Origin of the sequence: Paenibacillus sp. L3-i20, from assembly GCF_022180385.2 — a bacterium.
Classification (GTDB): Bacteria; Bacillota; Bacilli; order Paenibacillales; family Paenibacillaceae; genus Pristimantibacillus.
Genome location: NZ_BQME02000001.1, coordinates 1,157,501 through 1,181,135, shown reverse-complemented (window position 1 = coordinate 1,181,135; position 23,635 = coordinate 1,157,501). Strand labels below are relative to the sequence as shown.

39 protein-coding genes (1 of these 39 only partly in view) are annotated in these 23,635 nt (G+C 44.2%); 35 read left to right on the top strand and 4 right to left on the bottom strand.

Going from position 1 to position 23,635, the window contains the following annotated elements:
- The first annotated feature begins 1 nt into the window (after window position 1).
- From rplB to truA, 28 genes are all read left to right on the top strand, one after another.
- Window positions 2-832: a 50S ribosomal protein L2 gene (gene rplB, locus MFF31_RS05675; protein ID WP_238187108.1), complete on the top strand. Its 831-nt coding sequence runs from the start codon at window positions 2-4 to the stop codon at window positions 830-832.
- A 67-nt stretch (window positions 833-899) separates the two neighbouring features.
- Window positions 900-1,181, top strand: coding sequence for a 30S ribosomal protein S19 (gene rpsS / locus MFF31_RS05670; protein WP_197938300.1), 282 nt, complete (start codon window positions 900-902; stop codon window positions 1,179-1,181).
- Window positions 1,182-1,224: 43 nt separating this feature from the next.
- Complete coding sequence (gene rplV, locus MFF31_RS05665) at window positions 1,225-1,560, top strand: 50S ribosomal protein L22 (RefSeq protein ID WP_197938298.1); 336 nt, start codon at window positions 1,225-1,227, stop codon at window positions 1,558-1,560.
- Between the two features lie 13 nt (window positions 1,561-1,573).
- A complete protein-coding gene (gene rpsC / locus MFF31_RS05660; RefSeq protein WP_238187107.1) occupies window positions 1,574-2,236 on the top strand; it encodes a 30S ribosomal protein S3 in 663 nt (220 codons plus the stop codon).
- Window positions 2,237-2,238: 2 nt separating this feature from the next.
- Window positions 2,239-2,673: a 50S ribosomal protein L16 gene (rplP, locus tag MFF31_RS05655; protein ID WP_238187106.1), complete on the top strand. Its 435-nt coding sequence runs from the start codon at window positions 2,239-2,241 to the stop codon at window positions 2,671-2,673.
- Window positions 2,663-2,863 (top strand): 50S ribosomal protein L29, encoded by a 201-nt coding sequence (gene rpmC / locus MFF31_RS05650; protein WP_238187105.1) that lies wholly within the window; start codon window positions 2,663-2,665, stop codon window positions 2,861-2,863. Before rplP ends, rpmC begins: the two co-directional genes overlap by 11 nt.
- Window positions 2,864-2,916: 53 nt before the next feature.
- Window positions 2,917-3,180, top strand: coding sequence for a 30S ribosomal protein S17 (gene rpsQ, locus MFF31_RS05645; protein WP_197938289.1), 264 nt, complete (start codon window positions 2,917-2,919; stop codon window positions 3,178-3,180).
- A 45-nt stretch (window positions 3,181-3,225) separates the two neighbouring features.
- Complete coding sequence (gene rplN / locus MFF31_RS05640; RefSeq protein ID WP_238187104.1) at window positions 3,226-3,594, top strand: 50S ribosomal protein L14; 369 nt, start codon at window positions 3,226-3,228, stop codon at window positions 3,592-3,594.
- A 51-nt stretch (window positions 3,595-3,645) separates the two neighbouring features.
- On the top strand, window positions 3,646-3,999 hold the full coding sequence (gene rplX / locus MFF31_RS05635) for a 50S ribosomal protein L24 (RefSeq protein WP_238187103.1): 354 nt from the start codon (window positions 3,646-3,648) through the stop codon (window positions 3,997-3,999).
- A gap of 31 nt (window positions 4,000-4,030) precedes the next feature.
- Window positions 4,031-4,573 carry a 50S ribosomal protein L5 gene (gene rplE / locus MFF31_RS05630; RefSeq protein ID WP_238187102.1) on the top strand — a complete coding sequence of 181 codons (543 nt, stop codon included), beginning with the start codon at window positions 4,031-4,033 and terminating at the stop codon, window positions 4,571-4,573.
- 26 nt (window positions 4,574-4,599) lie between these two features.
- A complete protein-coding gene (locus MFF31_RS05625) occupies window positions 4,600-4,785 on the top strand; it encodes a type Z 30S ribosomal protein S14 (protein ID WP_197938284.1) in 186 nt (61 codons plus the stop codon).
- 32 nt (window positions 4,786-4,817) lie between these two features.
- Window positions 4,818-5,216 (top strand): 30S ribosomal protein S8, encoded by a 399-nt coding sequence (gene rpsH, locus MFF31_RS05620; protein WP_238187101.1) that lies wholly within the window; start codon window positions 4,818-4,820, stop codon window positions 5,214-5,216.
- Window positions 5,217-5,247: 31 nt separating this feature from the next.
- Entirely contained in the window at window positions 5,248-5,790 is a 543-nt protein-coding gene (rplF, locus tag MFF31_RS05615) for a 50S ribosomal protein L6 (protein ID WP_238187100.1), read from the top strand.
- A gap of 60 nt (window positions 5,791-5,850) precedes the next feature.
- Window positions 5,851-6,219: a 50S ribosomal protein L18 gene (rplR, locus tag MFF31_RS05610; RefSeq protein ID WP_238187099.1), complete on the top strand. Its 369-nt coding sequence runs from the start codon at window positions 5,851-5,853 to the stop codon at window positions 6,217-6,219.
- Between the two features lie 24 nt (window positions 6,220-6,243).
- Window positions 6,244-6,741, top strand: a complete 498-nt coding sequence (rpsE, locus tag MFF31_RS05605; protein ID WP_232243296.1) for a 30S ribosomal protein S5 — start codon at window positions 6,244-6,246, stop codon at window positions 6,739-6,741.
- 12 nt (window positions 6,742-6,753) lie between these two features.
- Window positions 6,754-6,933: a 50S ribosomal protein L30 gene (gene rpmD, locus MFF31_RS05600; RefSeq protein WP_116050228.1), complete on the top strand. Its 180-nt coding sequence runs from the start codon at window positions 6,754-6,756 to the stop codon at window positions 6,931-6,933.
- A gap of 46 nt (window positions 6,934-6,979) precedes the next feature.
- The gene (rplO, locus tag MFF31_RS05595; RefSeq protein ID WP_238187098.1) at window positions 6,980-7,420 is read left to right on the top strand and encodes a 50S ribosomal protein L15; all 441 of its coding nucleotides are present in this window, start codon (window positions 6,980-6,982) and stop codon (window positions 7,418-7,420) included.
- Window positions 7,421-8,722 carry a preprotein translocase subunit SecY gene (secY, locus tag MFF31_RS05590; RefSeq protein WP_238187097.1) on the top strand — a complete coding sequence of 434 codons (1,302 nt, stop codon included), beginning with the start codon at window positions 7,421-7,423 and terminating at the stop codon, window positions 8,720-8,722.
- 93 nt (window positions 8,723-8,815) lie between these two features.
- Window positions 8,816-9,466: an adenylate kinase gene (locus tag MFF31_RS05585; RefSeq protein ID WP_238187096.1), complete on the top strand. Its 651-nt coding sequence runs from the start codon at window positions 8,816-8,818 to the stop codon at window positions 9,464-9,466.
- Window positions 9,466-10,230, top strand: coding sequence for a type I methionyl aminopeptidase (gene map / locus MFF31_RS05580; protein ID WP_238187095.1), 765 nt, complete (start codon window positions 9,466-9,468; stop codon window positions 10,228-10,230). Before MFF31_RS05585 ends, map begins: the two co-directional genes overlap by 1 nt.
- 2 nt (window positions 10,231-10,232) lie before the next feature.
- Window positions 10,233-10,514, top strand: coding sequence for a KOW domain-containing RNA-binding protein (locus MFF31_RS05575; RefSeq protein WP_238188498.1), 282 nt, complete (start codon window positions 10,233-10,235; stop codon window positions 10,512-10,514).
- A 3-nt stretch (window positions 10,515-10,517) separates the two neighbouring features.
- Window positions 10,518-10,733 (top strand): translation initiation factor IF-1, encoded by a 216-nt coding sequence (gene infA, locus MFF31_RS05570; RefSeq protein ID WP_006037922.1) that lies wholly within the window; start codon window positions 10,518-10,520, stop codon window positions 10,731-10,733.
- Window positions 10,734-10,775: 42 nt separating this feature from the next.
- On the top strand, window positions 10,776-10,889 hold the full coding sequence (gene rpmJ, locus MFF31_RS05565) for a 50S ribosomal protein L36 (RefSeq protein WP_003333770.1): 114 nt from the start codon (window positions 10,776-10,778) through the stop codon (window positions 10,887-10,889).
- A 19-nt stretch (window positions 10,890-10,908) separates the two neighbouring features.
- Window positions 10,909-11,277, top strand: coding sequence for a 30S ribosomal protein S13 (rpsM, locus tag MFF31_RS05560; protein WP_238187094.1), 369 nt, complete (start codon window positions 10,909-10,911; stop codon window positions 11,275-11,277).
- Between the two features lie 19 nt (window positions 11,278-11,296).
- Window positions 11,297-11,692 carry a 30S ribosomal protein S11 gene (gene rpsK, locus MFF31_RS05555; protein ID WP_197938267.1) on the top strand — a complete coding sequence of 132 codons (396 nt, stop codon included), beginning with the start codon at window positions 11,297-11,299 and terminating at the stop codon, window positions 11,690-11,692.
- Between the two features lie 126 nt (window positions 11,693-11,818).
- On the top strand, window positions 11,819-12,763 hold the full coding sequence (locus tag MFF31_RS05550; protein WP_197938265.1) for a DNA-directed RNA polymerase subunit alpha: 945 nt from the start codon (window positions 11,819-11,821) through the stop codon (window positions 12,761-12,763).
- A 45-nt stretch (window positions 12,764-12,808) separates the two neighbouring features.
- Window positions 12,809-13,174: a 50S ribosomal protein L17 gene (gene rplQ, locus MFF31_RS05545; protein ID WP_238187093.1), complete on the top strand. Its 366-nt coding sequence runs from the start codon at window positions 12,809-12,811 to the stop codon at window positions 13,172-13,174.
- A 174-nt stretch (window positions 13,175-13,348) separates the two neighbouring features.
- Window positions 13,349-14,095 carry a tRNA pseudouridine(38-40) synthase TruA gene (gene truA / locus MFF31_RS05540; RefSeq protein ID WP_238188497.1) on the top strand — a complete coding sequence of 249 codons (747 nt, stop codon included), beginning with the start codon at window positions 13,349-13,351 and terminating at the stop codon, window positions 14,093-14,095.
- 57 nt (window positions 14,096-14,152) lie between these two features.
- On the opposite strand, the gene MFF31_RS05535 is transcribed toward truA, so the two are convergent.
- Window positions 14,153-15,118: a DUF4097 family beta strand repeat-containing protein gene (locus MFF31_RS05535; RefSeq protein WP_238187092.1), complete on the bottom strand. Its 966-nt coding sequence runs from the start codon at window positions 15,116-15,118 to the stop codon at window positions 14,153-14,155.
- A 169-nt stretch (window positions 15,119-15,287) separates the two neighbouring features.
- Entirely contained in the window at window positions 15,288-16,202 is a 915-nt protein-coding gene (locus tag MFF31_RS05530) for a DUF4097 family beta strand repeat-containing protein (RefSeq protein ID WP_238187091.1), read from the bottom strand.
- A 437-nt stretch (window positions 16,203-16,639) separates the two neighbouring features.
- Between MFF31_RS05530 and rplM the strand changes: the two genes are divergently transcribed.
- The 6 genes from rplM to MFF31_RS05500 all read left to right on the top strand — a co-directional run bounded on the left by rplM (window position 16,640) and on the right by MFF31_RS05500 (window position 21,793).
- A complete protein-coding gene (gene rplM / locus MFF31_RS05525; RefSeq protein WP_238187090.1) occupies window positions 16,640-17,077 on the top strand; it encodes a 50S ribosomal protein L13 in 438 nt (145 codons plus the stop codon).
- Window positions 17,078-17,097: 20 nt separating this feature from the next.
- Entirely contained in the window at window positions 17,098-17,490 is a 393-nt protein-coding gene (rpsI, locus tag MFF31_RS05520; RefSeq protein ID WP_238187089.1) for a 30S ribosomal protein S9, read from the top strand.
- A 194-nt stretch (window positions 17,491-17,684) separates the two neighbouring features.
- Window positions 17,685-18,380 carry a phosphoadenylyl-sulfate reductase gene (locus MFF31_RS05515; RefSeq protein ID WP_238187088.1) on the top strand — a complete coding sequence of 232 codons (696 nt, stop codon included), beginning with the start codon at window positions 17,685-17,687 and terminating at the stop codon, window positions 18,378-18,380.
- Window positions 18,381-18,492: 112 nt separating this feature from the next.
- Window positions 18,493-19,659 carry a sulfate adenylyltransferase gene (gene sat / locus MFF31_RS05510; RefSeq protein ID WP_238187087.1) on the top strand — a complete coding sequence of 389 codons (1,167 nt, stop codon included), beginning with the start codon at window positions 18,493-18,495 and terminating at the stop codon, window positions 19,657-19,659.
- A 128-nt stretch (window positions 19,660-19,787) separates the two neighbouring features.
- Window positions 19,788-20,582, top strand: a complete 795-nt coding sequence (gene cwlD, locus MFF31_RS05505; RefSeq protein ID WP_238187086.1) for an N-acetylmuramoyl-L-alanine amidase CwlD — start codon at window positions 19,788-19,790, stop codon at window positions 20,580-20,582.
- A 104-nt stretch (window positions 20,583-20,686) separates the two neighbouring features.
- Window positions 20,687-21,793 (top strand): Mrp/NBP35 family ATP-binding protein, encoded by a 1,107-nt coding sequence (locus MFF31_RS05500; RefSeq protein WP_238187085.1) that lies wholly within the window; start codon window positions 20,687-20,689, stop codon window positions 21,791-21,793.
- 262 nt (window positions 21,794-22,055) lie between these two features.
- Here MFF31_RS05500 and gerD read toward each other — a convergent pair whose 3' ends face one another.
- Window positions 22,056-22,727 carry a spore germination lipoprotein GerD gene (gene gerD, locus MFF31_RS05495; protein ID WP_238187084.1) on the bottom strand — a complete coding sequence of 224 codons (672 nt, stop codon included), beginning with the start codon at window positions 22,725-22,727 and terminating at the stop codon, window positions 22,056-22,058.
- 219 nt (window positions 22,728-22,946) lie between these two features.
- On the opposite strand from gerD, the gene MFF31_RS05490 reads away from it, so the two are divergent.
- Window positions 22,947-23,570, top strand: a complete 624-nt coding sequence (locus MFF31_RS05490) for a KinB-signaling pathway activation protein (protein WP_238187083.1) — start codon at window positions 22,947-22,949, stop codon at window positions 23,568-23,570.
- A 2-nt stretch (window positions 23,571-23,572) separates the two neighbouring features.
- Here the strand turns inward: MFF31_RS05490 and pdaB are convergent, their stop codons facing one another.
- Window positions 23,573-23,635: the final stretch of a polysaccharide deacetylase family sporulation protein PdaB gene (gene pdaB / locus MFF31_RS05485; RefSeq protein WP_238187082.1), read on the bottom strand. 738 nt of this gene lie beyond the right edge of the window; 63 of the gene's 801 nt are visible here — the last part of the coding sequence; its start codon lies beyond the right edge, outside the window; its stop codon occupies window positions 23,573-23,575.

Here is a 23,635-nt window from a genome sequence, read left to right as displayed (position 1 = left end):
AGTGCCAATCAAAAAGTACAAACCGACATCTCCTGCACGTCGTAACATGTCCGTATCTACTTTCGAGGAGATTACGACAAGTACACCGGAGAAATCGTTGCTAGCACCTCTTTTCAAAAGAGCAGGCCGCAACAACCAAGGTAAAATTACAGTTCGTCACCACGGTGGTGGACATAAACGTAAATATCGTATTATTGACTTCAAACGTAATAAAGACGGCATTGTGGGTAACGTTGCGACGATCGAATACGATCCGAACCGTACATCCAACATCGCTTTGATCCATTACGTTGATGGTGCGAAAGCTTACATTATCGCTCCTAAAGGCCTTAAAGTAGGCGATAAAATCACTTCAGGTATTGGCTCAGATATCAAAATCGGTAATGCGTTGCCGCTTGCGAATATTCCTGTCGGTACAATTATCCACAACATCGAGTTGAAACCAGGTAAAGGCGGCCAATTGGTTCGCGCAGCTGGTACAGAAGCTCAATTGTTGGGTAAAGAAGCAGATTATGTATCGGTTCGCTTGAATTCTGGTGAAGTTCGCCGCATTCTAAGCACTTGCCGCGCAACTATCGGTTCTGTTGGTAACGAAGATCACGAACTAGTGAAAATCGGTAAAGCCGGCCGTAACCGTTGGCTTGGTAAGCGTCCAACTGTTCGTGGTGTAGTAATGAACCCTAACGATCACCCACACGGTGGTGGTGAAGGTCGTGCTCCAATCGGACGTAAGTCGCCATTGTCTCCTTGGGGCAAACCGACTCTCGGCTACAAAACACGCAAGAAAAAGAAAGCATCAAGCCAATACATTATTCGTCGTCGCACGAAGTAATAGTTGCTTGATACAATCCGCGTGATGAATGCATCGCGCCAGCGCTTACGTGAAGGGAGGAACACACATGGGTCGCAGTTTGAAGAAAGGTCCGTTTATTGACGGATACTTGCTTAAAAAAGTCGAGGTTCTTAACGAATCCGAGAAAAAAGTAGTAATTAAGACTTGGTCCCGTCGCTCGACCATTTTCCCACAATTCATTGGTCACACGTTTGCTGTCTATGATGGACGTAAACACGTGCCTGTATATGTGACTGAGGATATGGTTGGACACAAGCTCGGCGAGTTTGCGCCGACACGTACGTACAAAGGCCATGCTAACGATGACAAAAAAACGGGCAGACGTTAATTTGCCCTTTATCATTTCTTAAAGAACGAGAGGAGGTTCCCACATGTCAGAAGCTAAAGCGCACGTAAGATTTGTACGTATCGCTCCTCGTAAAGCTCAGCTAGTTGCGGATTTGATTCGCGGCAAGAAAGTTGGCGAAGCGATTGCAATTTTGCGTCATACGCCTAAGTCTGCTTCCCCAATCTTGGAGAAGCTGCTCAACTCTGCAATTGCAAATGCTGAGCATAACTACCAGCTTGACGTAACTAAATTGGTTGTTTCGCAAGTATTTGCGAACCAAGGACCAACAATGAAACGTTTCCGTCCACGTGCAATGGGACGTGCAAGCCGGATCAATAAAAGAACCAGCCACATCACCTTGGTGGTATCTGAGAAATAAGGAGGGATAACGTGTGGGTCAAAAGGTAAATCCAGTCGGTCTTCGTGTCGGGATCATCCGTGATTGGGAATCCAAATGGTACGCTGGCAAAGACTTTGGTGATCTTCTAATCGAAGACGTTAAAATACGTGAGTACTTGAAGACAAAGCTGAAAGATGCAGCAGTTTCCCATATCGAAATCGAACGCGCAGCTAACCGCGTGAACGTAACGATTCAAACCGCTAAACCAGGTATGGTAATTGGTAAAGGCGGATCTGAAGTGGAAAACTTGCGTACAGCAATCGGCAAAATTTCCAAAGGCAAAAAAGTTCACATCAACATCTCTGAAATTAAACAAGCCGATCTAGACGCTATCTTGGTAGCTGAAAGCATCGCACAACAATTAGAGCGTCGTGTATCTTTCCGCCGTGCATTGAAACAAGCGATTCAACGCTCGATGCGCGCTGGTGCTAAAGGGATCAAAACCGCTGTTAGCGGTCGTCTCGGTGGCGCGGAAATCGCACGTTCGGAAGGCTACAGCGAGGGAACAGTACCTCTTCATACACTGCGCGCTGATATTGACTACGGCACAGCTGAGGCACATACAACTTACGGCCGCATTGGCGTAAAAGTATGGATCTATCGTGGCGAAGTCCTTCCGACGAAGAAGAAAGCTCCCCAGGAAGGAGGCAACTAATCATGTTGGTACCTAAACGTGTTAAACACCGTAAGCAAATGCGGGGTAATATGAAAGGTCGCGCTAAAGGCGGCACTGAAGTAGTTTTCGGCGAATATGGCCTACAAGCACTTGAGCCTTCATGGATTACGAACCGTCAAATCGAAGCGGCTCGTATTGCAATGACTCGTTACATTAAACGTGGTGGTAAAGTCTGGATCAAGATCTTCCCAGATAAGCCGATAACTCAAAAGCCTCTAGAGGTTCGTATGGGTAGCGGTAAAGGTAACGTTGAGAAATGGGTAGCTGTAGTTAAACCAGGTAAGATCATGTTTGAACTTGCTGGTGTACCTGAAGATGTGGCTCGCGAAGCAATGCGCCTTGCAGCACACAAACTGCCTATTAAAACGAAGTTCGTGAAACGCGAAGAAGTGGGTGGTGAAGCAAATGAAGGCTAGTGAATTTCGTAACCAAACCTCTGCTGAGTTAGAACAACAGATCGCTGGTTTCAAAGAAGAGCTGTTCAACCTTCGTTTCCAATTGGCTACTGGTCAATTAGACAACCCGACTCGGATTCGTGACGTACGTAAGGAAATAGCTCGCGCTAAAACCGTTTTGCGTGAAAGAGAACTCGGTATCAGCAGCTAATTAATTCCCTTACTGAAAAAGTATGATCACGGATGAAGGAGAGGAGGAAGAACATGAGCGAACGCAATGCCCGCAAAGTTCAAATCGGCAAAGTCGTAAGCGACAAAATGGACAAAACAATCGTGGTGGCTGTAGAAACCTACAAAAAACATGATTTGTACCATAAACGCATTAAATATACGAAGAAATATAAAGCGCACGATGAAAACAACGAAGCGAAAATTGGCGACATCGTGAAAGTTATGGAAACTCGTCCATTGTCCAAAGACAAACGTTTCAGACTGATCGAGATTGTTGAAGTTGCTGTTGTTCTTTAAAGAGCGTTATTGATACCCTAGTTTTTCCGAAAGGAGGACGTTGAAATGATTCAACCATTTTCGCGATTGAAAACTGCTGATAACTCTGGTGCTAAGGAACTAATGTGTATCCGTGTACTAGGTGGCACAGGACGCCGCGTAGGTCATATCGGCGATCTAATCGTTTGTTCAGTCAAACAAGCAACACCAGGCGGCGTTGTCAAAAAGGGTGACGTTGTTAAAGCGGTTATCGTTCGTACTAAACGTTCGGTTCGTCGTAAAGACGGTTCTTACATCGCATTTGATGAAAATGCAGCTGTAATTGTTAAAGAAGATAAGAGCCCGCGCGGCACACGTATCTTTGGACCAGTTGCTCGTGAGCTTCGTGATAAAGATTTCATGAAAATCGTATCCCTAGCACCAGAAGTAATCTAATTAACTAACAAGATAAAGCCTGAAAGCTTAAGCGAGCAGGAGGTGTAACAAATGCCAAGGCTTAAAAAAGTATTGGAATCCCATAACAACAAGCTACATGTTAAAAAAGACGATACGGTTATCGTAATTACCGGTAAAGACAAAGGTAAGAAGGGCCGCATCATCACTGCATTCCCGCGTGAGAATCGCGTTCTTGTAGAAGGTGTAAACATGGTGAAGAAGCATACGCGTCCTTCCCAAGCTAACCCACAAGGCGGAATCATCGAGCAGGAAGCTCCAATTCATGTATCAAATGTAATGCATGCTGATCCGAAGAGCGGAAAAGTAACTCGCATTGGGTACAAAACGTTGGAAAACGGCAAAAAAGTTCGGATCGCAAAACGTTCCGGAGAAGTGATTGACTAATCGTTATGGTAGGAAAGGAGGTCCATGATCAATGACAGCAAGATTGAAAGGTAGATTTCTTAACGAAATCACTCCTGCTCTCATGCAGAAGTTTAACTATACTTCAGTAATGCAAGTGCCGAAAATTGAGAAGGTTGTTATCAACATGGGTGTTGGCGAAGCAGTTTCCAACTCCAAAATTCTTGATGTAGCGGTTGAAGAACTTCGCATTATTTCTGGTCAAAAGCCAGTTGTTACTCGTGCTAAGAAGTCCATCGCTGGATTTAAGCTTCGTGAGGACATGCCGATCGGGGTTAAGGTTACACTACGCGGTGAGCGTATGTATCACTTCCTTGACAAATTGTTCAACATCTCGCTTCCACGTGTACGTGACTTCCGCGGTGTATCGACAAAAGCATTCGACGGTCGCGGAAACTATACGCTCGGACTGAAAGAGCAATTGATCTTCCCAGAGATCGAGTACGATAAAGTTGATAAAGTTCGCGGTATGGACATCGTCATCGTCACGACGGCAAAAACGGACGAAGAATCTCGTGAACTGCTTACCCAAATGGGCATGCCGTTTGCGAAGTAATCCACTTGTAGGAGGTGTAATACCCAGTGGCAAAAACTTCGATGATAGTGAAGCAACAACGCACACCGAAATTCAAAGTGCGCGCTTATACGCGCTGTGAGCGTTGCGGCCGTCCGCACTCTGTTTTGCAAAAGTTTAAAGTTTGTCGGATTTGTTTCCGCGAGTTAGCACACGCAGGCCAGATTCCTGGCGTTAAAAAAGCAAGCTGGTAATCAAGCCTAGTTCGGGAAGGAGGTTCACATAAATGGTTATGTCTGATCCGATTGCAGATATGCTGACACGTATTCGTAATGCGAATGTCGTTCGTCACGAGACCGTGGAAATGCCCGCTTCGAAAGTGAAGAAGCAAATTGCTGAAATTTTGAAGCGCGAGGGATTCATCCGCGACGCTGAATATATCGAAGATAACAAACAAGGGATCATCCGTATTTTCTTGAAATACGGCCCTAGCCAAGAGCGCGTTATCACTGGTTTGAAGCGTATCTCCAAACCAGGCCTGCGCGTTTACACGCAATCAACTGAAATTCCGCGTGTACTTGGTGGACTAGGAATAGCGATTATTTCCACGTCCAAAGGCATTATGACAGACAAAGAAGCGCGTCAGGTTAAATCCGGCGGCGAAGTTGTCTGCTACGTATGGTAAGAAATAAGTCACAAAGACAGGAGGTGTAACAATGTCCCGTATTGGTCGTAAACCAATCCAAGTGCCTAACGGCGTTTCCATCAACTTGGAAAACACAATCATTACAGTAAAAGGACCTAAAGGCACGCTTTCCCGTGAAATTCACAAAGAAATGCTAGTGAAAGTAGCGGAAACAGAAATCGTTGTTGAACGTCCTTCCGATAATAAATTGCATCGTTCCTTGCACGGAACAACTCGCAGTATCATTGCAAACATGGTTACTGGCGTTACTGATGGCTTCACAAGAAATTTGGAGCTAGTAGGCGTAGGTTACCGTGCAAGCAAATCCGGCGACAAAATCGTTCTAAACGTTGGTTACTCTCATCCGGTTGAAATTGCTCCTGAGAGCAATATCGAGTTTGAAGTTCCAGCTAACACGAAGATTACTGTTCGCGGTATTGATAAAGAGCGTGTAGGCGCAGTTGCTGCTCAAATCCGTTCTGTACGTGAGCCTGAGCCGTATAAAGGTAAAGGTATTAAGTACGAAGGCGAGCGCATCATTCGCAAAGAAGGTAAAGCTGGTAAGAAAAAATAAGCAGCCAGACGGCTCGCTTAAGATAGCGTCTTAAGGCATACGGAAAGGAGTGAACCTTGCATGATTACGAAAGGCGACAAAAACAAGGCTCGTCTGAAAAGACACCTTCGTGTTCGTAAAAAAATTAACGGCACAGCAGCACGTCCGCGTCTGTCTGTATTCCGTTCCTCCAAGCATATGTACGCACAATTGATCGACGATGTAGCAGGAGTGACAATAGTATCAGCATCCACACAGGATAAAGAACTAGTTGAAGCAATCGGCAACGGCGGTAACGTTGAAGCTGCTGCGAAAGTCGGCGAATTGATCGCGAAACGCGCTCAAGCACATGGCGTAACTGAGGTCGTATTCGACCGTGGCGGTTACTTGTATCACGGCAGAATTCAAGCGCTGGCAACAGCAGCTCGCGAAGCAGGCTTGAATTTCTAATAATCAATAAGGAGGTTAATCGACTTGCGTGTAGATCCTAATACGTTAGATCTGACTGAAAAAGTTGTTCATATCAATCGCGTAGCAAAAGTTGTTAAAGGCGGACGCCGTTTCAGCTTTAGTGCGCTTGTAGTTGTCGGAGACGGCAAAGGCTACGTAGGCGCAGGGATTGGTAAAGCAGGCGAAGTACCTGATGCGATTCGCAAAGGTATTGAAGATGCTAAGAAAAACCTAATCCTTGTTCCTCTTGTAGGAACTACAATTCCACATCTTGTGCTTGGACATTTTGGCGCAGGAGAAGTTCTTCTGAAGCCAGCTTCCGAAGGTACTGGTGTTATCGCAGGCGGTCCAGTTCGTGCAGTTCTTGAACTGGCTGGCGTAGGCGACATTTTAACGAAATCTCTTGGATCTTCGAATTCCTTGAACATGGTAAACGCAACGCTTGAAGGTCTTTCCCGTCTTAAGCGTGCTGAAGATGTTGCCAAGCTTCGTGGAAAAACTGTCGAAGAGCTGTTGGGTTAAGGAGGCACTACGATGGCAAAATTGCAAATCACCCTCGTTCGCAGTTTGATTGGCCGCAACGAGAAACAACGTGCAACGGTTGAATCGCTCGGCCTTCGCAAAATTCGTCAATCGGTTGTTCTTAACGACAATCCGGCTATTCGCGGCATGGTTAACCATGTCAGCCACTTGGTCAAAGTTGAAGAAGTGTAATAAATAGCGTGATTTTTTACGAAATCTATAAGGAGGTGCACGAACGATGAAATTGCATGAGTTAGCACCAGCACCAGGGTCCTCTAGCGCTCCTAAGCGTAAAGGCCGCGGTATCGGCTCCGGCAACGGTAAAACTGCCGGCAGAGGTCATAAAGGTCAAAACGCTCGTTCCGGTGGCGGCGTTCGTCCTGGCTTCGAGGGTGGACAAAATCCCCTTTATCGTCGAGTTCCAAAACGTGGTTTTAACAACCGTTTCCGTACCGAATATGCGATTGTAAACATTGAAGAACTTAACAGCTTTGCAGCAGGTACAGAAGTTACACCAGCGGTTCTTCTTGAACAAGGAATTGTAAAAAATCCTTTGGCAGGAATCAAGATCTTGGGTAATGGTGAATTGAATGTAGGAATCACTGTAAAAGCTACTAAGTTCTCTCAATCTGCGGTAGAGAAAATCCAGGCTGCCGGCGGTAAAACCGAGGTGATCTAATTGTTCGCAACCGTGTCCAACATATGGAAAGTGGCGGATCTGCGTTCAAGGATCCTGTTCACACTTTTCATTCTATTAATTTATCGTATCGGATCTTTTATTCCGGTACCAGGTGTTAACAAAGAAGTGTTCAAGAATACAGATGCGGCCGGAGCTGATTTGTTCGGTCTGCTTAACACGTTTTCTGGCGGAGCGCTCTTCCAATTTTCCATTTTAGCTATCGGAATTACGCCTTACATTACAGCTTCCATTATTGTGCAGTTGTTGTCTATGGACGTTATTCCGAAGTTTGCTGAGTGGGCTAAGGAAGGCGAAAACGGTAAGAAAAAGTTAGCGCAGATTACACGTTACGGTACTGTTATTCTTGGTCTGGTACAAGGTTTCGCTACAGCGATTGGGTTTAACCGCTCATTCGGTCTTGAAATGATTCCTGGTGCTACCTTCGTAGATTACTTGGTAATAGCTATTATCTTGACTGCAGGTACTGCGTTCTTGATGTGGCTCGGTGAACAAATTACTGAAAGAGGTATCGGTAACGGTATTTCTATCTTGATCTTTGCTGCGATTGTTGCTGGTATTCCTGGTCACATTCGTACAATTTACCAACACCTATTCGTAGATGCTGGAGATCAATTGTTCTTGAACATTGCCAAATTTGCTCTAATCGTAATTGCGATTATCGCAATTATCGTTGGTGTTATCTTTATTCAGCAAGGTATTCGTAAAATTCCAGTACAATACGCTAAGCGTGTTGTAGGACGCAAAATGTATGGCGGTCAATCAACTCACATTCCGATGAAGGTTAATGGCGCAGGGGTAATCCCGGTCATCTTCGCGGTTTCCCTGATTTTGTTCCCAATTACGATTGCGAACTTCTGGTCTACAAAGCCTTGGGCAATCTGGATTGCTGACAATATGAACTATGACAAACCACTCGGTATGGTATTGTACGTATTGTTAATTATCGGATTTACTTTCTTCTACACATTCGTGCAAATTAATCCTGTTCAAATGGCAGATCAGATGAAGAAAAATGGCGGGTACATTCCTGGCATTCGTCCTGGTAAACCGACATCATCTTACCTAACTCGCGTTTTGTCGCGGATTACGTTGACTGGTGCGATTTTCTTGGCGGCAATCTCTGTTCTTCCAGTAGCTTTCGGAGCATTGGCTGGATTACCGCGCTCAGTACAGCTTGGTGGAACTTCGCTTCTCATCGTTATCGGTGTTGCGCTTGATACGATGAAACAGATCGAGAGCCAGTTGATCAAACGCCATTACAAAGGGTTTATCAATAAATAACTTTAGGTTCGAATGCGGGCTGCCGCGCCTAGCGCAATTCGAGAGGTGCGGAGCCCGAACGGGCCTATTGTGTTTAAAGTGAGGAACGCGGTAATGAACATTTTATTCATGGGCCCTCCGGGAGCCGGCAAAGGTACACAAGCTGAGCGGATCGTAGATGAATTCGACATTCCGCATATTTCGACAGGCGATGCATTCCGTCTTGCTAGTAAGCAAGGAACGGCGCTTGGTTTGAAAGCTAAGGAATATGTAGATCAAGGTCTACTTGTTCCGGATGAAATTACAAATGGAATCGTTAAAGCGCGTCTTGCACTTGACGATTGCAAAAAAGGTTTTTTGCTTGATGGTTTCCCCCGCACATTGCAACAAGCTGAAGCGCTTGATGTGATGTTGACGGAACTGGGCCACAGCATTGACCACGTTGTAGATTTGAAGATTGACCGTGGATTGTTGCTTGCCCGTTTAACTGGCAGACGCATCTGCAAAACTTGCGGTTCATCTTACCATGTAATATTCAACCCATCTAAAGTCGAAGGAATCTGCGACAAAGATGGTGGAGAATTGTATCAACGTCCAGATGATACAGCTGAGAAGGTTGGTACACGTTTGGATGAGTATTCATCCAAAACTGCGCCGCTTCTTGATTATTACAGCAGTAAGGGTCTCCTGCGCGAAGTCGATGGCGAGAAGGATATCGATGTCGTTACATCCGATATTGTTTCCTGCTTGAAAGGTACATTGTAATGATTATATGCAAATCCGAAATGGAACTGCGATATATGAGGGAAGCCGGACGCATCGTTGCGGAAACGCATCGTTTAATGGCTGCTGCGGTTAAACCAGGCATCACTACTGGTGAGCTTGATGCAATTGCAGAAAAGTACATTAGAAGCCAAGGCGCTACACCATCCTTTAAAGGTTACAATGGATTTCCTTCCAGCATATGCGCTTCTGTAAATGACGAGCTGGTACACGGCTTCCCTGGATCTCGCAAGTTGAACGAAGGCGATATTATTAGTATTGATATCGGTGCGCAGTACGAAGGCTATCACGGTGATTCTGCTTGGACCTACGGGGTTGGAACAGTTACACCTGAAGTTCAAAGACTGCTTAATGTGACGGAAGAATCGCTTTATGCGGGACTTGCGCTCATTAAACCAGATGTTAGACTCTATACGATATCGCACGCCATACAGAAGGTAATTGAAGCAGCAGGCTTCTCAGTTGTTCGGGAATACGTAGGGCACGGAATCGGCGCGGAGCTTCATGAAGAGCCGCAAATACCGAACTATGGCATCCCGGATCGAGGACCGCGGCTAAAGCCGGGTATGGTGCTTGCAATCGAGCCAATGGTCAATATCGGTGAACGATATGTTCGCACGCTCGAAGACAATTGGACAGTCGTAACGCAAGACAGCACATGGTGCGCTCACTTTGAGCACACAGTAGCTGTAACGGAGGACGGCTTTGAAATATTGACCATTTTGCCGCAGCAGACTGAAGCTTGATGATGGATGCGCGTCCCCAGATTGGTCAGTTCGTCAAAGAGCTTCGAGGTAGAAATGAAGATAGCTTGGCAGTCGTTATTGCCATCATCGACGACAGATTCGTTATGATAGCAGACGGTAATAAGCGTAAATTCGATTCGCCGAAGAAAAAGAACGTTCTGCACCTTAAGTTACAACCTGCCATTAGTCAAGAGGTAAGAAACAGCTTGCTAGAAACAGGCAGGGTGACCAATACCAAGTTACGTTATGTGATTCAGAAGTTTGCGCATGCGAAAGGAGAATGACGGTTGGCTAAGGAAGACGTCATTGAGGTCGAAGGTACGGTCGTAGAACCGTTGCCAAATGCCATGTTCAAGGTGGAGCTGGAGAACGGTCATCAGATTCTCGCACACGTTTCCGGTAAACTCAGAATGCATTTTATTCGCATTTTGACAGGAGACAAAGTGGTAATACAGTTATCGCCTTACGATTTATCAAGAGGGCGCATCACCTATCGTAAGTAGGCCGCTTTAGGCTTACTACGAAAGATTCGGGAGGTAATCACAATGAAGGTAAGACCTTCGGTTAAGCCGATCTGCGAGAAATGCAAAGTCATTCGTCGCAAAGGCAACGTTATGGTGATTTGTGAAAATCCGAAACACAAACAAAAACAAGGATAGAAGGAGGAGAATATAGCCCATGGCACGTATAGCTGGTGTAGATATTCCGCGCGACAAGCGCGTTGAAATCGCCCTGACGTATATTTTCGGTATCGGTAAAGTTACATCACAGAAAATAATTGCTACTTCTGAAGTTAATCCGGACACTCGTGTTCGCGATCTTACTGAAGATGAGCTGGCTCGTTTGCGCGAAGCCATCGACAAAAGCGTTAAAGTGGAAGGCGACCTACGTCGTGAAATTTCACTTAACATTAAACGTCTAACTGAGATCGGCTGCTACCGTGGTCTTCGTCACCGTCGCGGTCTTCCTGTTCGCGGTCAACGTACGAAAACAAATGCGCGTACACGCAAAGGTCCTCGTCGGACTGTAGCTAACAAGAAGAAATAAGAAGGGAGGATAATGGACAATGGCTAAACCAAAAAAAGTCGTTCGCACGAAACGTCGCGATCGGAAAAATATTGACACTGGCGTTGCACACATTCGTTCAACGTTCAACAATACGATCGTTACTATTACAGATCCACACGGTAATGCAATCTCTTGGGCAAGCTCAGGTAACCTTGGATTTAAAGGTTCCCGTAAAAGCACGCCGTTCGCAGCTCAAATGGCTGCTGAATCCGCAGCAAAAGCTGCAATGGAGCATGGTATGAGAGTGGTTGAAGTAATGGTTAAAGGACCAGGCGCTGGCCGTGAAGCTGCGATTCGTTCGCTTCAAGCTGCTGGATTGGAAGTTAACCTCATTAAGGATGTAACCCCAGTTCCGCATAACGGATGCCGTCCGCCGAAACGTCGTCGCGTATAGTTGATTCCACGGTGGTATCAAATGACAACAACTTGTGAATAATGGTTGTGAAGGTTTGGCATACTACGAGGTTTGACATAATAAACGACTAGGTAACGGAGCGACGTTTGAAGGAGGGTACTATTAGTGATTGAGATCGAAAAGCCGAAAATCGAAACCGTAGAACTGAATAATGAGGGAACCTACGGACGTTTCGTGGTCGAACCGCTGGAACGCGGATACGGCACGACGCTTGGAAATTCGCTTCGCCGAATTCTGTTGTCGTCTTTGCCTGGTGCAGCTGTAACGTCGGTGCAAATCGACGGAGTACTGCACGAATTTTCAACGGTTCCAGGAGTGATTGAAGATGTAACGGAAATCATCCTGAACCTGAAAGGCCTCTCGTTAAAGATCCACTCCGACGAAGAGAAGGTGCTGGAGATCGACGCGGACGGCGAAGGCAACGTAACAGCTGGCGATATTCGAGCTGATAGCGATGTTGAGATTTTAAGCCCTGATCTTCACATTGCGACCTTGGCCTCCGGAGCGCGACTCCATATGCGGATTTTTGCTAATCGGGGACGCGGTTACGTGCAAGCGGACCGGAACAAGAGCGACGATCAACCGATTGGTGTTATTCCTGTCGATTCGATCTACACGCCGATTACTCGCGTTAACTATAGCGTAGAAAACACTCGCGTCGGTCAAGTAACTAACTACGATAAGCTGACGCTTGAAGTTTGGACGGATGGCAGCATCCGCCCTGAAGAGGCTGTAAGCCTTGGCGCTAAAATTTTAACCGAGCACTTGGACTTGTTCGTTGGATTAACGGATGAAGCCAAAGACGCGGAGATCATGGTTGAGAAGGAAGAGGACAAAAAAGAGAAAGTTCTAGAGATGACGATCGAGGAACTTGATCTTTCCGTACGTTCATATAACTGCTTGAAACGCGCTGGTATTAACACCGTTCAAGAGCTAATTACGAAATCCGAAGAGGATATGATGAAGGTCCGTAACTTGGGTCGTAAATCCCTCGAGGAAGTTCAAGAGAAGCTTGAAGAACTTGGTCTTGGGCTACGCATGGAAGAGTAGTAAAACAGCAAGTATAGACAAACGAGCAAGGGAGGGGAAAACAAAATGGCATATCAAAAATTGGGACGTGACGCTAGTGCGCGGAAAGCATTGTTCCGTGACCTCGTTACTGATCTATTCCTGTATGAGCGTATCCAAACGACTGAAGCTAAAGCGAAAGAAGTTCGTTCAATCGCTGAAAAGCTGATCACTAAAGCTAAAAAAGGTGATCTTCATGCTCGTCGTCAAGTAGCAGCTTTTGTACGTCGTGAAACCGTTGACGGTGAAAAAGACGCAATCCAAAAGCTGTTCTCCGAGCTAGCTCCTCGTTATGCGGAGCGTGCTGGTGGCTACACGCGTATTCTTAAGCTAGGACCTCGTCGCGGCGATGCTGCGCCTATGGTTTACCTAGAACTAGTTGACCGCGGTTAGTACAAAAGGTAAACGGCTGTCGCCGTTTTATAACGGCACAAGCTCGTTTCACGCTGAAATATAAGATAAAGATAAGGTGCACCTTATCTTTTCTTGTGTTTTGAGGAAGGGTGACCCTTGTGGCCACCTTTTTTTATTTGGATAGCGCTTAAAGGAAAGATAAAGGGTGATGAGATGCGTAACATCTGTGTGAAAGTAAGCTATGATGGTTCTGAATTTAATGGCTTTCAATCACAGCCGTTTGGGAGAACCGTTCAGGATGAGCTTGAGAAAGCAATCCATCGTTTGAGCGGTGAGACGATAACAATTATCGGATCGGGGCGGACGGATGCCGGCGTGCATGCGTTAGGACAGGTGTTCAATTTTCATACAAATTCGTCGATTCCTACAGAACGATGGGCCATTGCACTTAATACGAGGCTTCCAAAAGACATTGTTATTTTAGAAGCTTGGGATGTGTCTTTGGATTTTCATTCTAGACGCTCTGCAAAACGTAAAACCTATCGCTATACAATCGATACGGGGAAATTTCCGAATGTATTCGGTCGATCGTATCGATTACATCATCCTATGAAGTTAGACCTAGATGCGATGGATGAAGGGCTTTCTTATTTGGTAGGTACTCATGATTTTACTTCCTATACGTCCATACATTCGACGAAGCCGCATCATATCCGGACGATCTACGAGGCTTACTTCATACGGGAGGACCAAACGATCCATATGGTCGTGACGGGGAACGGATTTCTGTATAACATGGTACGCGTCATTATGGGGACATTGCTATGGGTAGGTCAAGGCAAGCTGAAGCCGGAAGACATGAAGCGTATATTGGAAGGTAAAACACGATCACTTGCTGGTCCTACAGCTTTGGCGCACGGGCTCATGCTCATGGATGTTGAGTACGGTGATGAGCAATAAAGAAAATAGGCTATCCACTAGTCATGAAAATGACCAATGGATAGCTTATTTTTACTTTTACTTTAAAGTGAAATTTCCTGATGAAGTACGTACGATAAGTTCTGTCTCTCCCGTTCCAAAAGCCCCTTTTATTACATCACGGTCATTGCTTTTAGTTTCATATGAGAAATTGCTTATTTTGATATTTCCTTGACCAGATCCACCGCTATAGTCGACTGCTAATGATGTCGGCTCGTTATAAACATCTATTGTTACATTTCCACTAGTCGATTTGAGATCCGTATCATGAAGCAGGTCTTCGCCTTTAATTGTAATGTTGCCGGAGCTTGATTTCGCCTTAATTTCGGAGAGTCCTTCAATTGCCTTAATGTTTCCGCTAACCGTATTGATATCAATTTGTTTAGCCTCGTATTCCTCAACAGTGATATTGCCGCTAGATGTTTTTAGTTCAACATCATCACTTGATGCTTCAGAAAGTTTAATATTACCGCTTGTCGATTTAAGACTTATAGCTTGCCCTTCGACTTCTTTAGCTTGGATATTGCCGGAACTTGTTTTGAGCGAAAGTTTTGTCGATAACACTTGCTGAACGGATATATTGCCACTGTTCGTGTACACAGTAAACTCTTCCCATTGCTTTTCTGGAAGTTCAATTGTTAATTTCACTGTTGACCAAGTGAACCAATTCCAACCATCACCTGATTTTGTTTTAATACGTAAAGTGTCACCATCTTTACGACCCTCTAGCTTATATTCGTTAAACACATTTTTACTGACTGATCCTGTCATGCGTACAATAGCTTGAGAGGAGCTGCCTGGTATGATATCTATATTCATACTGCTGTCATCAATCGATAGATGTTTTAAGTCGTTAATATCATATTTTTCTTCCACTGATATTTCTTTAGTAACCATCTTAAATAGCTTTTTGAATGGGGAACCCTCCCCAGGACTCAAAACATAAAACAAAGCAACTACTCCAATGACAACTAATAATAAACCGAAAAATCGTGATAATTTCACGTAGCCCATCTCCTACTCCCTTATGTTGGTCTTTATTTATGCTAAAGACATCTTATCGAATCGTTACACGGACATCCTTACTATATTTATATTGTACGAATTAATTTCAGTTGATAAAACGTTCTAGTGATGGAGATTTAACTAAGCCTTTAGGTGGATATTAAAGAGGTTATTTCATAAATATATCTCCTGAACCTGAGTATACATTAAGTTTAATCTCTCCTGTACCAAAAGTGCCTCTCAAATCTTCATCACGAGATGAGCTGTTCTTGTAAGTAAATCCATCTTTATGCATAGTAGTATCGCCAGACGCTGTATTAAAATCGACTGCAAGCGAAGTTGGTGTATTGTCTAATTGTATGAATATATCGCCGCTTCCAGTTTCAAGCGTTGTATCATTTAACAAATCCTTTGCGTGAACGAAAATGTCACCAGAGCCCGTAGAACCAATTAGTTCACCGACGCCGTTGAAAAATGATGCATCGCCGCTGTCGACTTTGAAGTCTATTTTTTCTGCTTCGTATTCTTTAACATGAATATCACCGCTATGGACATTAACTGTTAACGCTGTTAACACTGAGAAATTATCCGTCATAATATCGCCGGAGTTGGCTTGAAGATCTGCATGATCGAATGAAAGCTTATCAACTTTAATGTCTCCGCTATTAACCTCTACAGCAAGTTCATTCCATTGCTTTTCAGGAAGTTCTACCGTGAGCGTAACATTTGACCAGCCCCATCCCAAAGAGTTTTTGCGTTCACCATCAAGTGAAATTTCCAACGTGTCGCCTTTCGACATTGCGTTTAACTGCAAGCTTTCAATGAACGTTTTAGTTGCGCGGCCTTGCACAGTAATAACAGCTTCTTCACTGTTTCCCTTGATGACATGTACATCAATGCTTCCAGTATTAATATCAACATTTTTGATCTCACTGACATCAACGGTTTGCCCATCATTGATTTCTTTGGACAAGAACGAAGTAATACCAATTAGCGGTGACTTGTCGTTATTAAAGAAAACAGCTAGCAATCCGACTATCCCAAATATGACGAGAAATGTTCCTAGGGCGGATCTTTTTTTCATATGATCTTTTTCTCCTATTCTAGTATTCGCATAGACACCAGAGAATGCTCAATGCGCTTAATGTATAGATTGATATTACCAGTTGTTAGGATATGTAGGAACAGACTAATGATGTACAGCATCCCACGACTTAAGTCTAGGATACGATTTGAGCTGGTATTTGCTGATAAGGCTATGAAAAAGTTCCTTTTTATGAGGATGCGATTAACTTCATTGTAGAAGTGGGAAAAAGTACTGCTTCAAAGTAAATAAGAAATAGAAATATGACTTGCATATGGGCACTAAATATAGTAGTATATAACTTGTGCTTTCTTAGTGGCTCTCCCACAGCCCCGACTAAGAATGGCCGCCAAAAAGTAAAGTACTATAATGAATAACAAACCAACGTTTACGTTGTTATAAAAACGATTAATGTAAGAAATTAAGGAGGATCATCCATGCGTACCACCTATATGGCTAAGCCAAATGAAGTTGAGCGTAAATGGTTCGTCATTGATGCGGAAGGCAAAACGCTCGGTCGTCTGGCTAGCGAAGCTGCAAGCCTGATCCGTGGCAAACACAAACCGCAATTTACGCCTCACGTTGATACTGGCGATTTCGTTGTCGTAATCAACGCTGAAAAAATTGTTTTGACAGGCAAAAAGATGTCAGACAAAATGTACTACCGTCACTCAATGTACACTGGTGGCTTGAAAGTCACTCCAGCACAAGAGATGATCAAAAACAAACCAGAGCGCGTAATCGAACTGGCTGTTCACGGCATGTTGCCGAAAAATCGTCTTGGTAACAAGATGAAGCTTAAACTTAAAGTATACGCAGGTGCGGAACATCCACATCAAGCACAAAACCCTGAAGTCTACGAGCTTCGCGGGTAATAAAGAGGAGGACACGTTTCATGGCTCAAGTGCAATACTATGGAACCGGTCGTCGTAAACACTCTGTTGCACGTGTACGTCTTGTGCCGGGTGAAGGACGAATCATTGTTAATAAACGCGATCTGAATGAATATTTCGGCTTGGAAACTCTAAAGCTGATTGTAAAACAACCGCTTGTGTTGACTGACACATTGTCGAAATACGATGTGCTAGTTATTGCTAATGGCGGCGGAATGTCCGGCCAAGCTGGCGCAATCCGTCACGGTATCTCCCGTGCGCTGCTTAAAGCAGACCCTGAGTTCCGTCCAGCATTGAAGCGCGCAGGTTTCCTAACTCGTGATCCGCGTATGAAAGAGCGTAAAAAATACGGTCTTAAAGCAGCACGTCGCGCTCCACAGTTCTCAAAACGTTAATATTCTTTTACGAAAGAGTCTTTGGCCTTTATTGGTCAAGGGCTCTTTTTTTTGTTTTTGACCGGGTAATCTTTATTTTTTTTTGGAATAAAGTGCTACAAAATGTAAACTAATTATTGAACTTAACGATTGGAAGGCGTATAATCGATTATACATACTACTTTACTTGGAATTAAAAACGGAGGTCGTGTCTCATGAATTTATTTGAAAAAGAAGCGCTTATTGCGCAGAAGGCTGTTGAGCTCGAGCATGCAACGCCAGAGGAAATCATTCGTTTCGCTGCAGAGACATTCCCTAATATCACCTTTGCATGCAGCTTCGGGGCAGAAGACGTTGTGTTGGTTGATATGCTGCAAAAAGTCAGCCCAACATCTGATATTTTTTACCTCGACACTGATTTTCATTTTAAAGAGACTTACGAAACTCGTGATCGAATGATTGAACGTTATCCAGGTATTCCATTCGTAGAAGTAAAACCAGAAATTACGCCTGAGGATCAAGCAGCGCAGTTTGGTGATCAACTATGGTTGACAGATGCGAATAAGTGCTGCGATATTCGGAAGGTAAAACCTTTAACTCATATATTAACGAAATATGAGGCGTGGATTACCGGTATTCGTCGTGACCAAGCTCCTACCCGTGCAAATGCAAAAAAAATTGAATACGATTTAAAGTTTGGACTAGTAAAGTTTAATCCAATTGCAAACTGGACAACAGAAGATGTTTGGAACTACATTCGCGAGAATGATGTTATATATAATCCGTTGCATGACCAACATTACCCAAGTATCGGCTGTGAGTACTGCACACGAAAAGTAATGCCCGGAGAAGACCCACGCGCAGGTCGTTGGTCAGGTCAAGAGAAAACAGAATGTGGACTTCATAAATAACAATCGTAAAACTAAGTCGTTGATTAGGAGTTCAGTTTTACTGACGTAAAACAGGGTTATGCTTACGAAGTAAATTTTACTACCGTAAACTTTGAGGAGGCTTTCTAAGATAATGAGTCAAATTTCACCACATGGCGGAGTACTGGTTAACCAGATCGCTGAAGGCGCAGAACGTAAATCGCTTCTTAATGAAGCAAAGGGACTATCTTCGATTACGATCAATACGTGGACTATATCTGATTTAGATCTAATTGGAGTAGGTGCATTTTCTCCACTTACAGGGTTTTTGAATGAAGAAGATTATAAATCAGTTATTGAGAAGACTAGACTTGCTAACGGACTTGTATGGAGCATTCCAATTACTCTTGCTGTTAGTGAAGAGAAGGCGGCCCAGCTTCAGGTTGGAGAACGTGCGGCAATCGTCGGTGAAGATGGTATAACGTACGGTATTATTGCAATAGAGAGTATTTATAACGTAGATCAAAAGATTGAAGCAATAAATGTTTTCAAAACAGATGATCCTGAGCATCCAGGTGTGCAAAAGTTGCTTGAGCGTTCATCTATATATGTTGGTGGAACAATAATTGTATTAAACCGTCCACAACCTGAGAAGTTCCAAGAGTTTTACTTCGATCCTACGGAAACTCGTCGATTGTTTGCCGAGAAGGGCTGGAAGACGATCGTTGGTTTCCAAACACGCAATCCCGTTCATCGTGCTCATGAATACATTCAGAAAACAGCAATGGAAATTGTTGATGCGTTATTTTTGAATCCACTTGTTGGTGAGACGAAGTCTGATGATGTTCCTGCTAACGTTCGTATGAAAAGTTATCTCGCACTTCTTGAAAATTATTATCCGGCGGATCGTGTGTTTCTTGGAGTATTTCCAGCAGCGATGCGTTACGCAGGACCTCGTGAGGCAATTTTCCATGCTATCGTTCGCAAAAACTATGGCTGTACTCACTTTATAGTGGGTCGTGATCATGCTGGAGTAGGCGACTACTACGGAACATATGAGGCGCAAGACTTGCTCAAGTCGATACCTGCTGAAGATCTTGGTATTACGCCGCTTTACTTTGAACATAGCTTTTTCTGTACGACGTGTGGTAATATGGCGACTTCTAAAACTTGCCCACATGACAAAACAGCTCATCTAACGTTGTCAGGAACTAAAGTTCGTGCATTGCTACGTGATGGAGTTTGTCCTCCTCCAGAATTTTCACGTCCAGAAGTTGCAAAAATTTTGATCGAAGGTATGTCAGAGCAGCCGGTAGGCTAAATCGTGCCAATAGTAGGAACATAATTAACCATCTCGTCCCATATATATGAATGTGCGCATAAGGCTTATCCCTCAGGATAGTCTTTCAGGACACTTATTCATTTTATGGAGGACGAGGTGGTTTTTTAATGCGCTGGCTAAGACGGCATTTCGTAGTTTGGTTAACGTATAAGGGAGTAGTTCGTATTGGCATTGCTTTCCTTGTTATTGTGCTAACGGGGATAATGCTCAGGCAAAGTATTCCGGCTTCCAGTACATGGTCATATTGGTCATTACCTCTGTCAGGTAAGACGATAGCCATTGATGCTGGTCATGGTGGTGCGGACGGAGGAGCAATCAGCAAGGAAGGTGTTATAGAAAAGGATTTAAATTTAGCTATTGCACTATATTTACGTGATTATTTGCAACAAGCGGGAGCGGTAGTCATTATGACGCGAGAGGGAGATTATGATCTTGCTTCGGGTGATGCGCATGCTTACAGTAAGCGTAAGACGGAAGATTTGAAGCGAAGAGTGGCTCTTATTAACGAAAATAAACCGGCGACGGTCATCAGTATACATATGAACAGCATTCCACAACAGAAATGGTCGGGTGCACAAACTTTTTATCAGGCGGGGAATCATCCCGATAATCGAATGTTAGCAGCTTTTATTCAGGATGAGATTAAACGGAATTTAGAAAATACGACTAGAATTGCTGCTACCGTTAAAGGTGTTTACCTTTTAAAAGAGATTAAAGATATTCCAACTGCATTAGTTGAAGTTGGTTTTTTATCTAATCATGGAGAAGCTGAGCGCTTAGTTGATGCAGAATATCAGCGGAAAGCAGCAGCATCCATCTACCAGGGGATTCTTCGTTATCACTCAGGGGAGAAGTTAAGTGGAAATGCGAATCAGGAGCTGGAACTGCAAAACGGCAATTAGTGCAAACGATACATATTGGGATGGAAGAGGTTACAAAGTAAGCGGACATCCTGTGTTATAATGGGAACATAGTTCTCTTATTTCATAAAGGTGGGACACATAACATGTTGACACGCGAGCAAGCATTAGAAGCCATCGAAGCTCTGATGGCGAATCAATATTCCGCGGAAGGCATTAGCTTCCGCGATGTCATGGTCAGGAACCGTCAAGTTTCGCTGACGGTTCTCGGAGCGAGCGCGGCGAAGCAGCCCGCGCTCGAAGCCTCGCTTCGCGAGGCGCTGGCGCCCCTCGGCGCCGAAACCGTGCATTGCCGGTTTCGGGACGAGGGCGCGCCAGCTTCTGCGGGCGGCGCAGAGCCTGCGCCCGCAGCGAAAGCAGCGCCGGCCGCAAGCAGCGCCGGCGCCAAAAATGACAGCCCCGTACAAGGTCACGGGGCAGATCTTGCAAGTCCACTGCTGTCACCTAGCAGTGGAACAACCTTTATCGCCGTCGCCAGCGGCAAAGGCGGCGTGGGCAAATCGACGGTGACCGTTAATCTTGCGGTCGCCTTAGCCCGCAGGGGCAAACGCGTCGGCATCATTGATGCCGACATCTACGGCTTTAGCGTTCCTGATATGATGGGAATCGAGGAACGTCCAGAAGTTATCAACGATCGGGTAATCCCAATCGAGCGTTTTGGAGTTAAAGTTATTTCGATGGGCTTTTTCGTGGAAGACAATAGCCCGATCGTATGGCGTGGTCCGATGTTAGGCAAGATGCTTCGCAACTTCTTTCAAGAAATTGAATGGGGCGAGCTTGATTACATGCTGCTCGATCTGCCTCCTGGTACAGGGGATATTGCGCTTGACGTCCATCAGATCATTCCACAGAGCAAAGAAATCATTGTTACTACACCCCATGCAACGGCAGCGTTTGTTGCGGCTCGGGCAGGTGCAATGGCAATCAAAACCGAACATGAAATTATCGGTGTTGTAGAAAATATGTCCTATTACGTATCAAAGTCGACAGGCGAGAAAGAATACGTATTTGGTCGTGGCGGCGGTGCAAGATTAGCGGAGACGCTTCATAGCGAACTGCTTGCACAAATACCGCTTGGAGCTCCAGACAACCATCCATCAGAGCCGGATTTCTCTCCTTCTGTTTACAAGGCGGAGTCCGAAACAGGTCAGCTTTACTTGGAGCTGGCAGATAACATACTGAAACGCATCTAATATGTAAAACCATATAATACGCAATAGCCTATACATGGAACACCTGCTTAAAAATAATACGCCCGAACCAGATATTTACTGCGTTATATTACAGCGCAGCAATATACTGATTCGGGCGTTTACCATATCACCCAGTATTAACTGGCCCGTTACCGTACTTCATCTTAACTACATATTCACTCACCCATGATTGTACTTCATCTTGATTTCATAATCACCATGATTCACTCACCCTCATTTAATTGCGATTCATTCTAATCAATTATTCACTTTCCTGCGACTGCTCTTCTTCCTGCTCCTTTTGCTCATCTCCGCCCGAGCCTTGTCCTTCTTTTTTCTTCTCTTTATCCTCTGGCTTCGGCTGAAGCTCTTCTTGTACTGCCTTTTTCATCAAATCAAGCACTTCTAAACGGAAGAGGGGGTTTTGCATAGATTCCTGCATTAGTGTCATTACTTCTTTACGATAGGGTGCGCTCTTGAGCACATCCAAAATGACTTTTTCCATTTCTGGTGCTTTCATCGTCTTCACTAATTCTGATTGATATCCTGGGTCTTTCATCAATTCCTTGTGAATGTCTTTATTATCTTTGTTGACCGCTTTTGCAAATTCGCCTGCGAATCGTGTATCGGTCATTAATTTTTTGATTACTTTGTCGTAATCAGGGGCACTGATTACTTCCTTCACAGCCAAACGAACTTGTTCTTGGTCCTGAGCGGACAGGAGTTTGGATGACTGAGCAGAATAACCAGATAGTTTTTCTGCCGATTGTTGGAGAGCTTTTTGAGCATCCTCTGTTTTTAAAATGTCGATAACCATCGTTTTCATGTCCTTGTAGCTGATCTGTCCACTGCTGCCTGAAGATTCGCCTCCACAACTGGTTAATAATAGTGCAAAAGCGATAAGAGACGACCACAATATCCAACGAATGCGCATAAATGCTTGCTCCCTTCTATGTCAAACGCAATATGGTAATGGGATGCTTGTATTCCGGTATGCTCTTGGCTAACGTTGTGCAACGGTCCAGCACATGATCGTTTTTAATATGCGCATTGTTCACTGTTTTATCATGGACACGGATTAGCTTTTTGTTGTGATCGTGGTAAAATAAAGGGAAAACCTTTGGGAAGAAACTTTATTGGGAGGATTTATCGCGTGAATTTACGAAATTGGTTCTTTTTATTTTGGAGCACCATGGTGCTCGGGGCAGCAATTTGCATCGTAAGCGGCTCAATTATACTTTCAACAAGTGGAAATTTTAGTTTCTTTGGTTTTGAAAATACAGGAATTAATCTGATCATGATGGTTACAGCCGGATTAATGATTGGTGCTTTTAGCCAAATGGGCTTTTTTGCCTATCTGACGCTGAGTTACATTGCATTAAGCGTATTCCGCAAAAAGTATTTATGGAATGCATTGCAAGGTTACACGACAGTATTTGCTGTTTTTGGCCTTGGATACGTATTGTATGAAAATCGTACGAACAACTGGTTTTTCTGGGTTTTGCCGCTAACTTTATTAATTGCATCATTGCTTGTTGCACGTGCAAAAGTAAAGCAAACAAACGGCAGTGCTTTTGTTCCAACGATGTTCCTTCTGTTTTTTGTTACATTTATTGAAGCATGGCCAGCAATACAAGGGGAGACAGACATATCTGCAATTGCATTTATGATGATCCCATTGTTTATCTGTAATGCATACCAAAATATGATGATGCATCGTCTAGTGAAAAAAAATAAGACCGATCCAGCAAATGTATCTGCTAAATCGGCCGTTTAATATTATTGTTCGGAAGTACTAATTTGTTGTGATGAAGATACTTTATCCTGAACAGTATTGCCTTG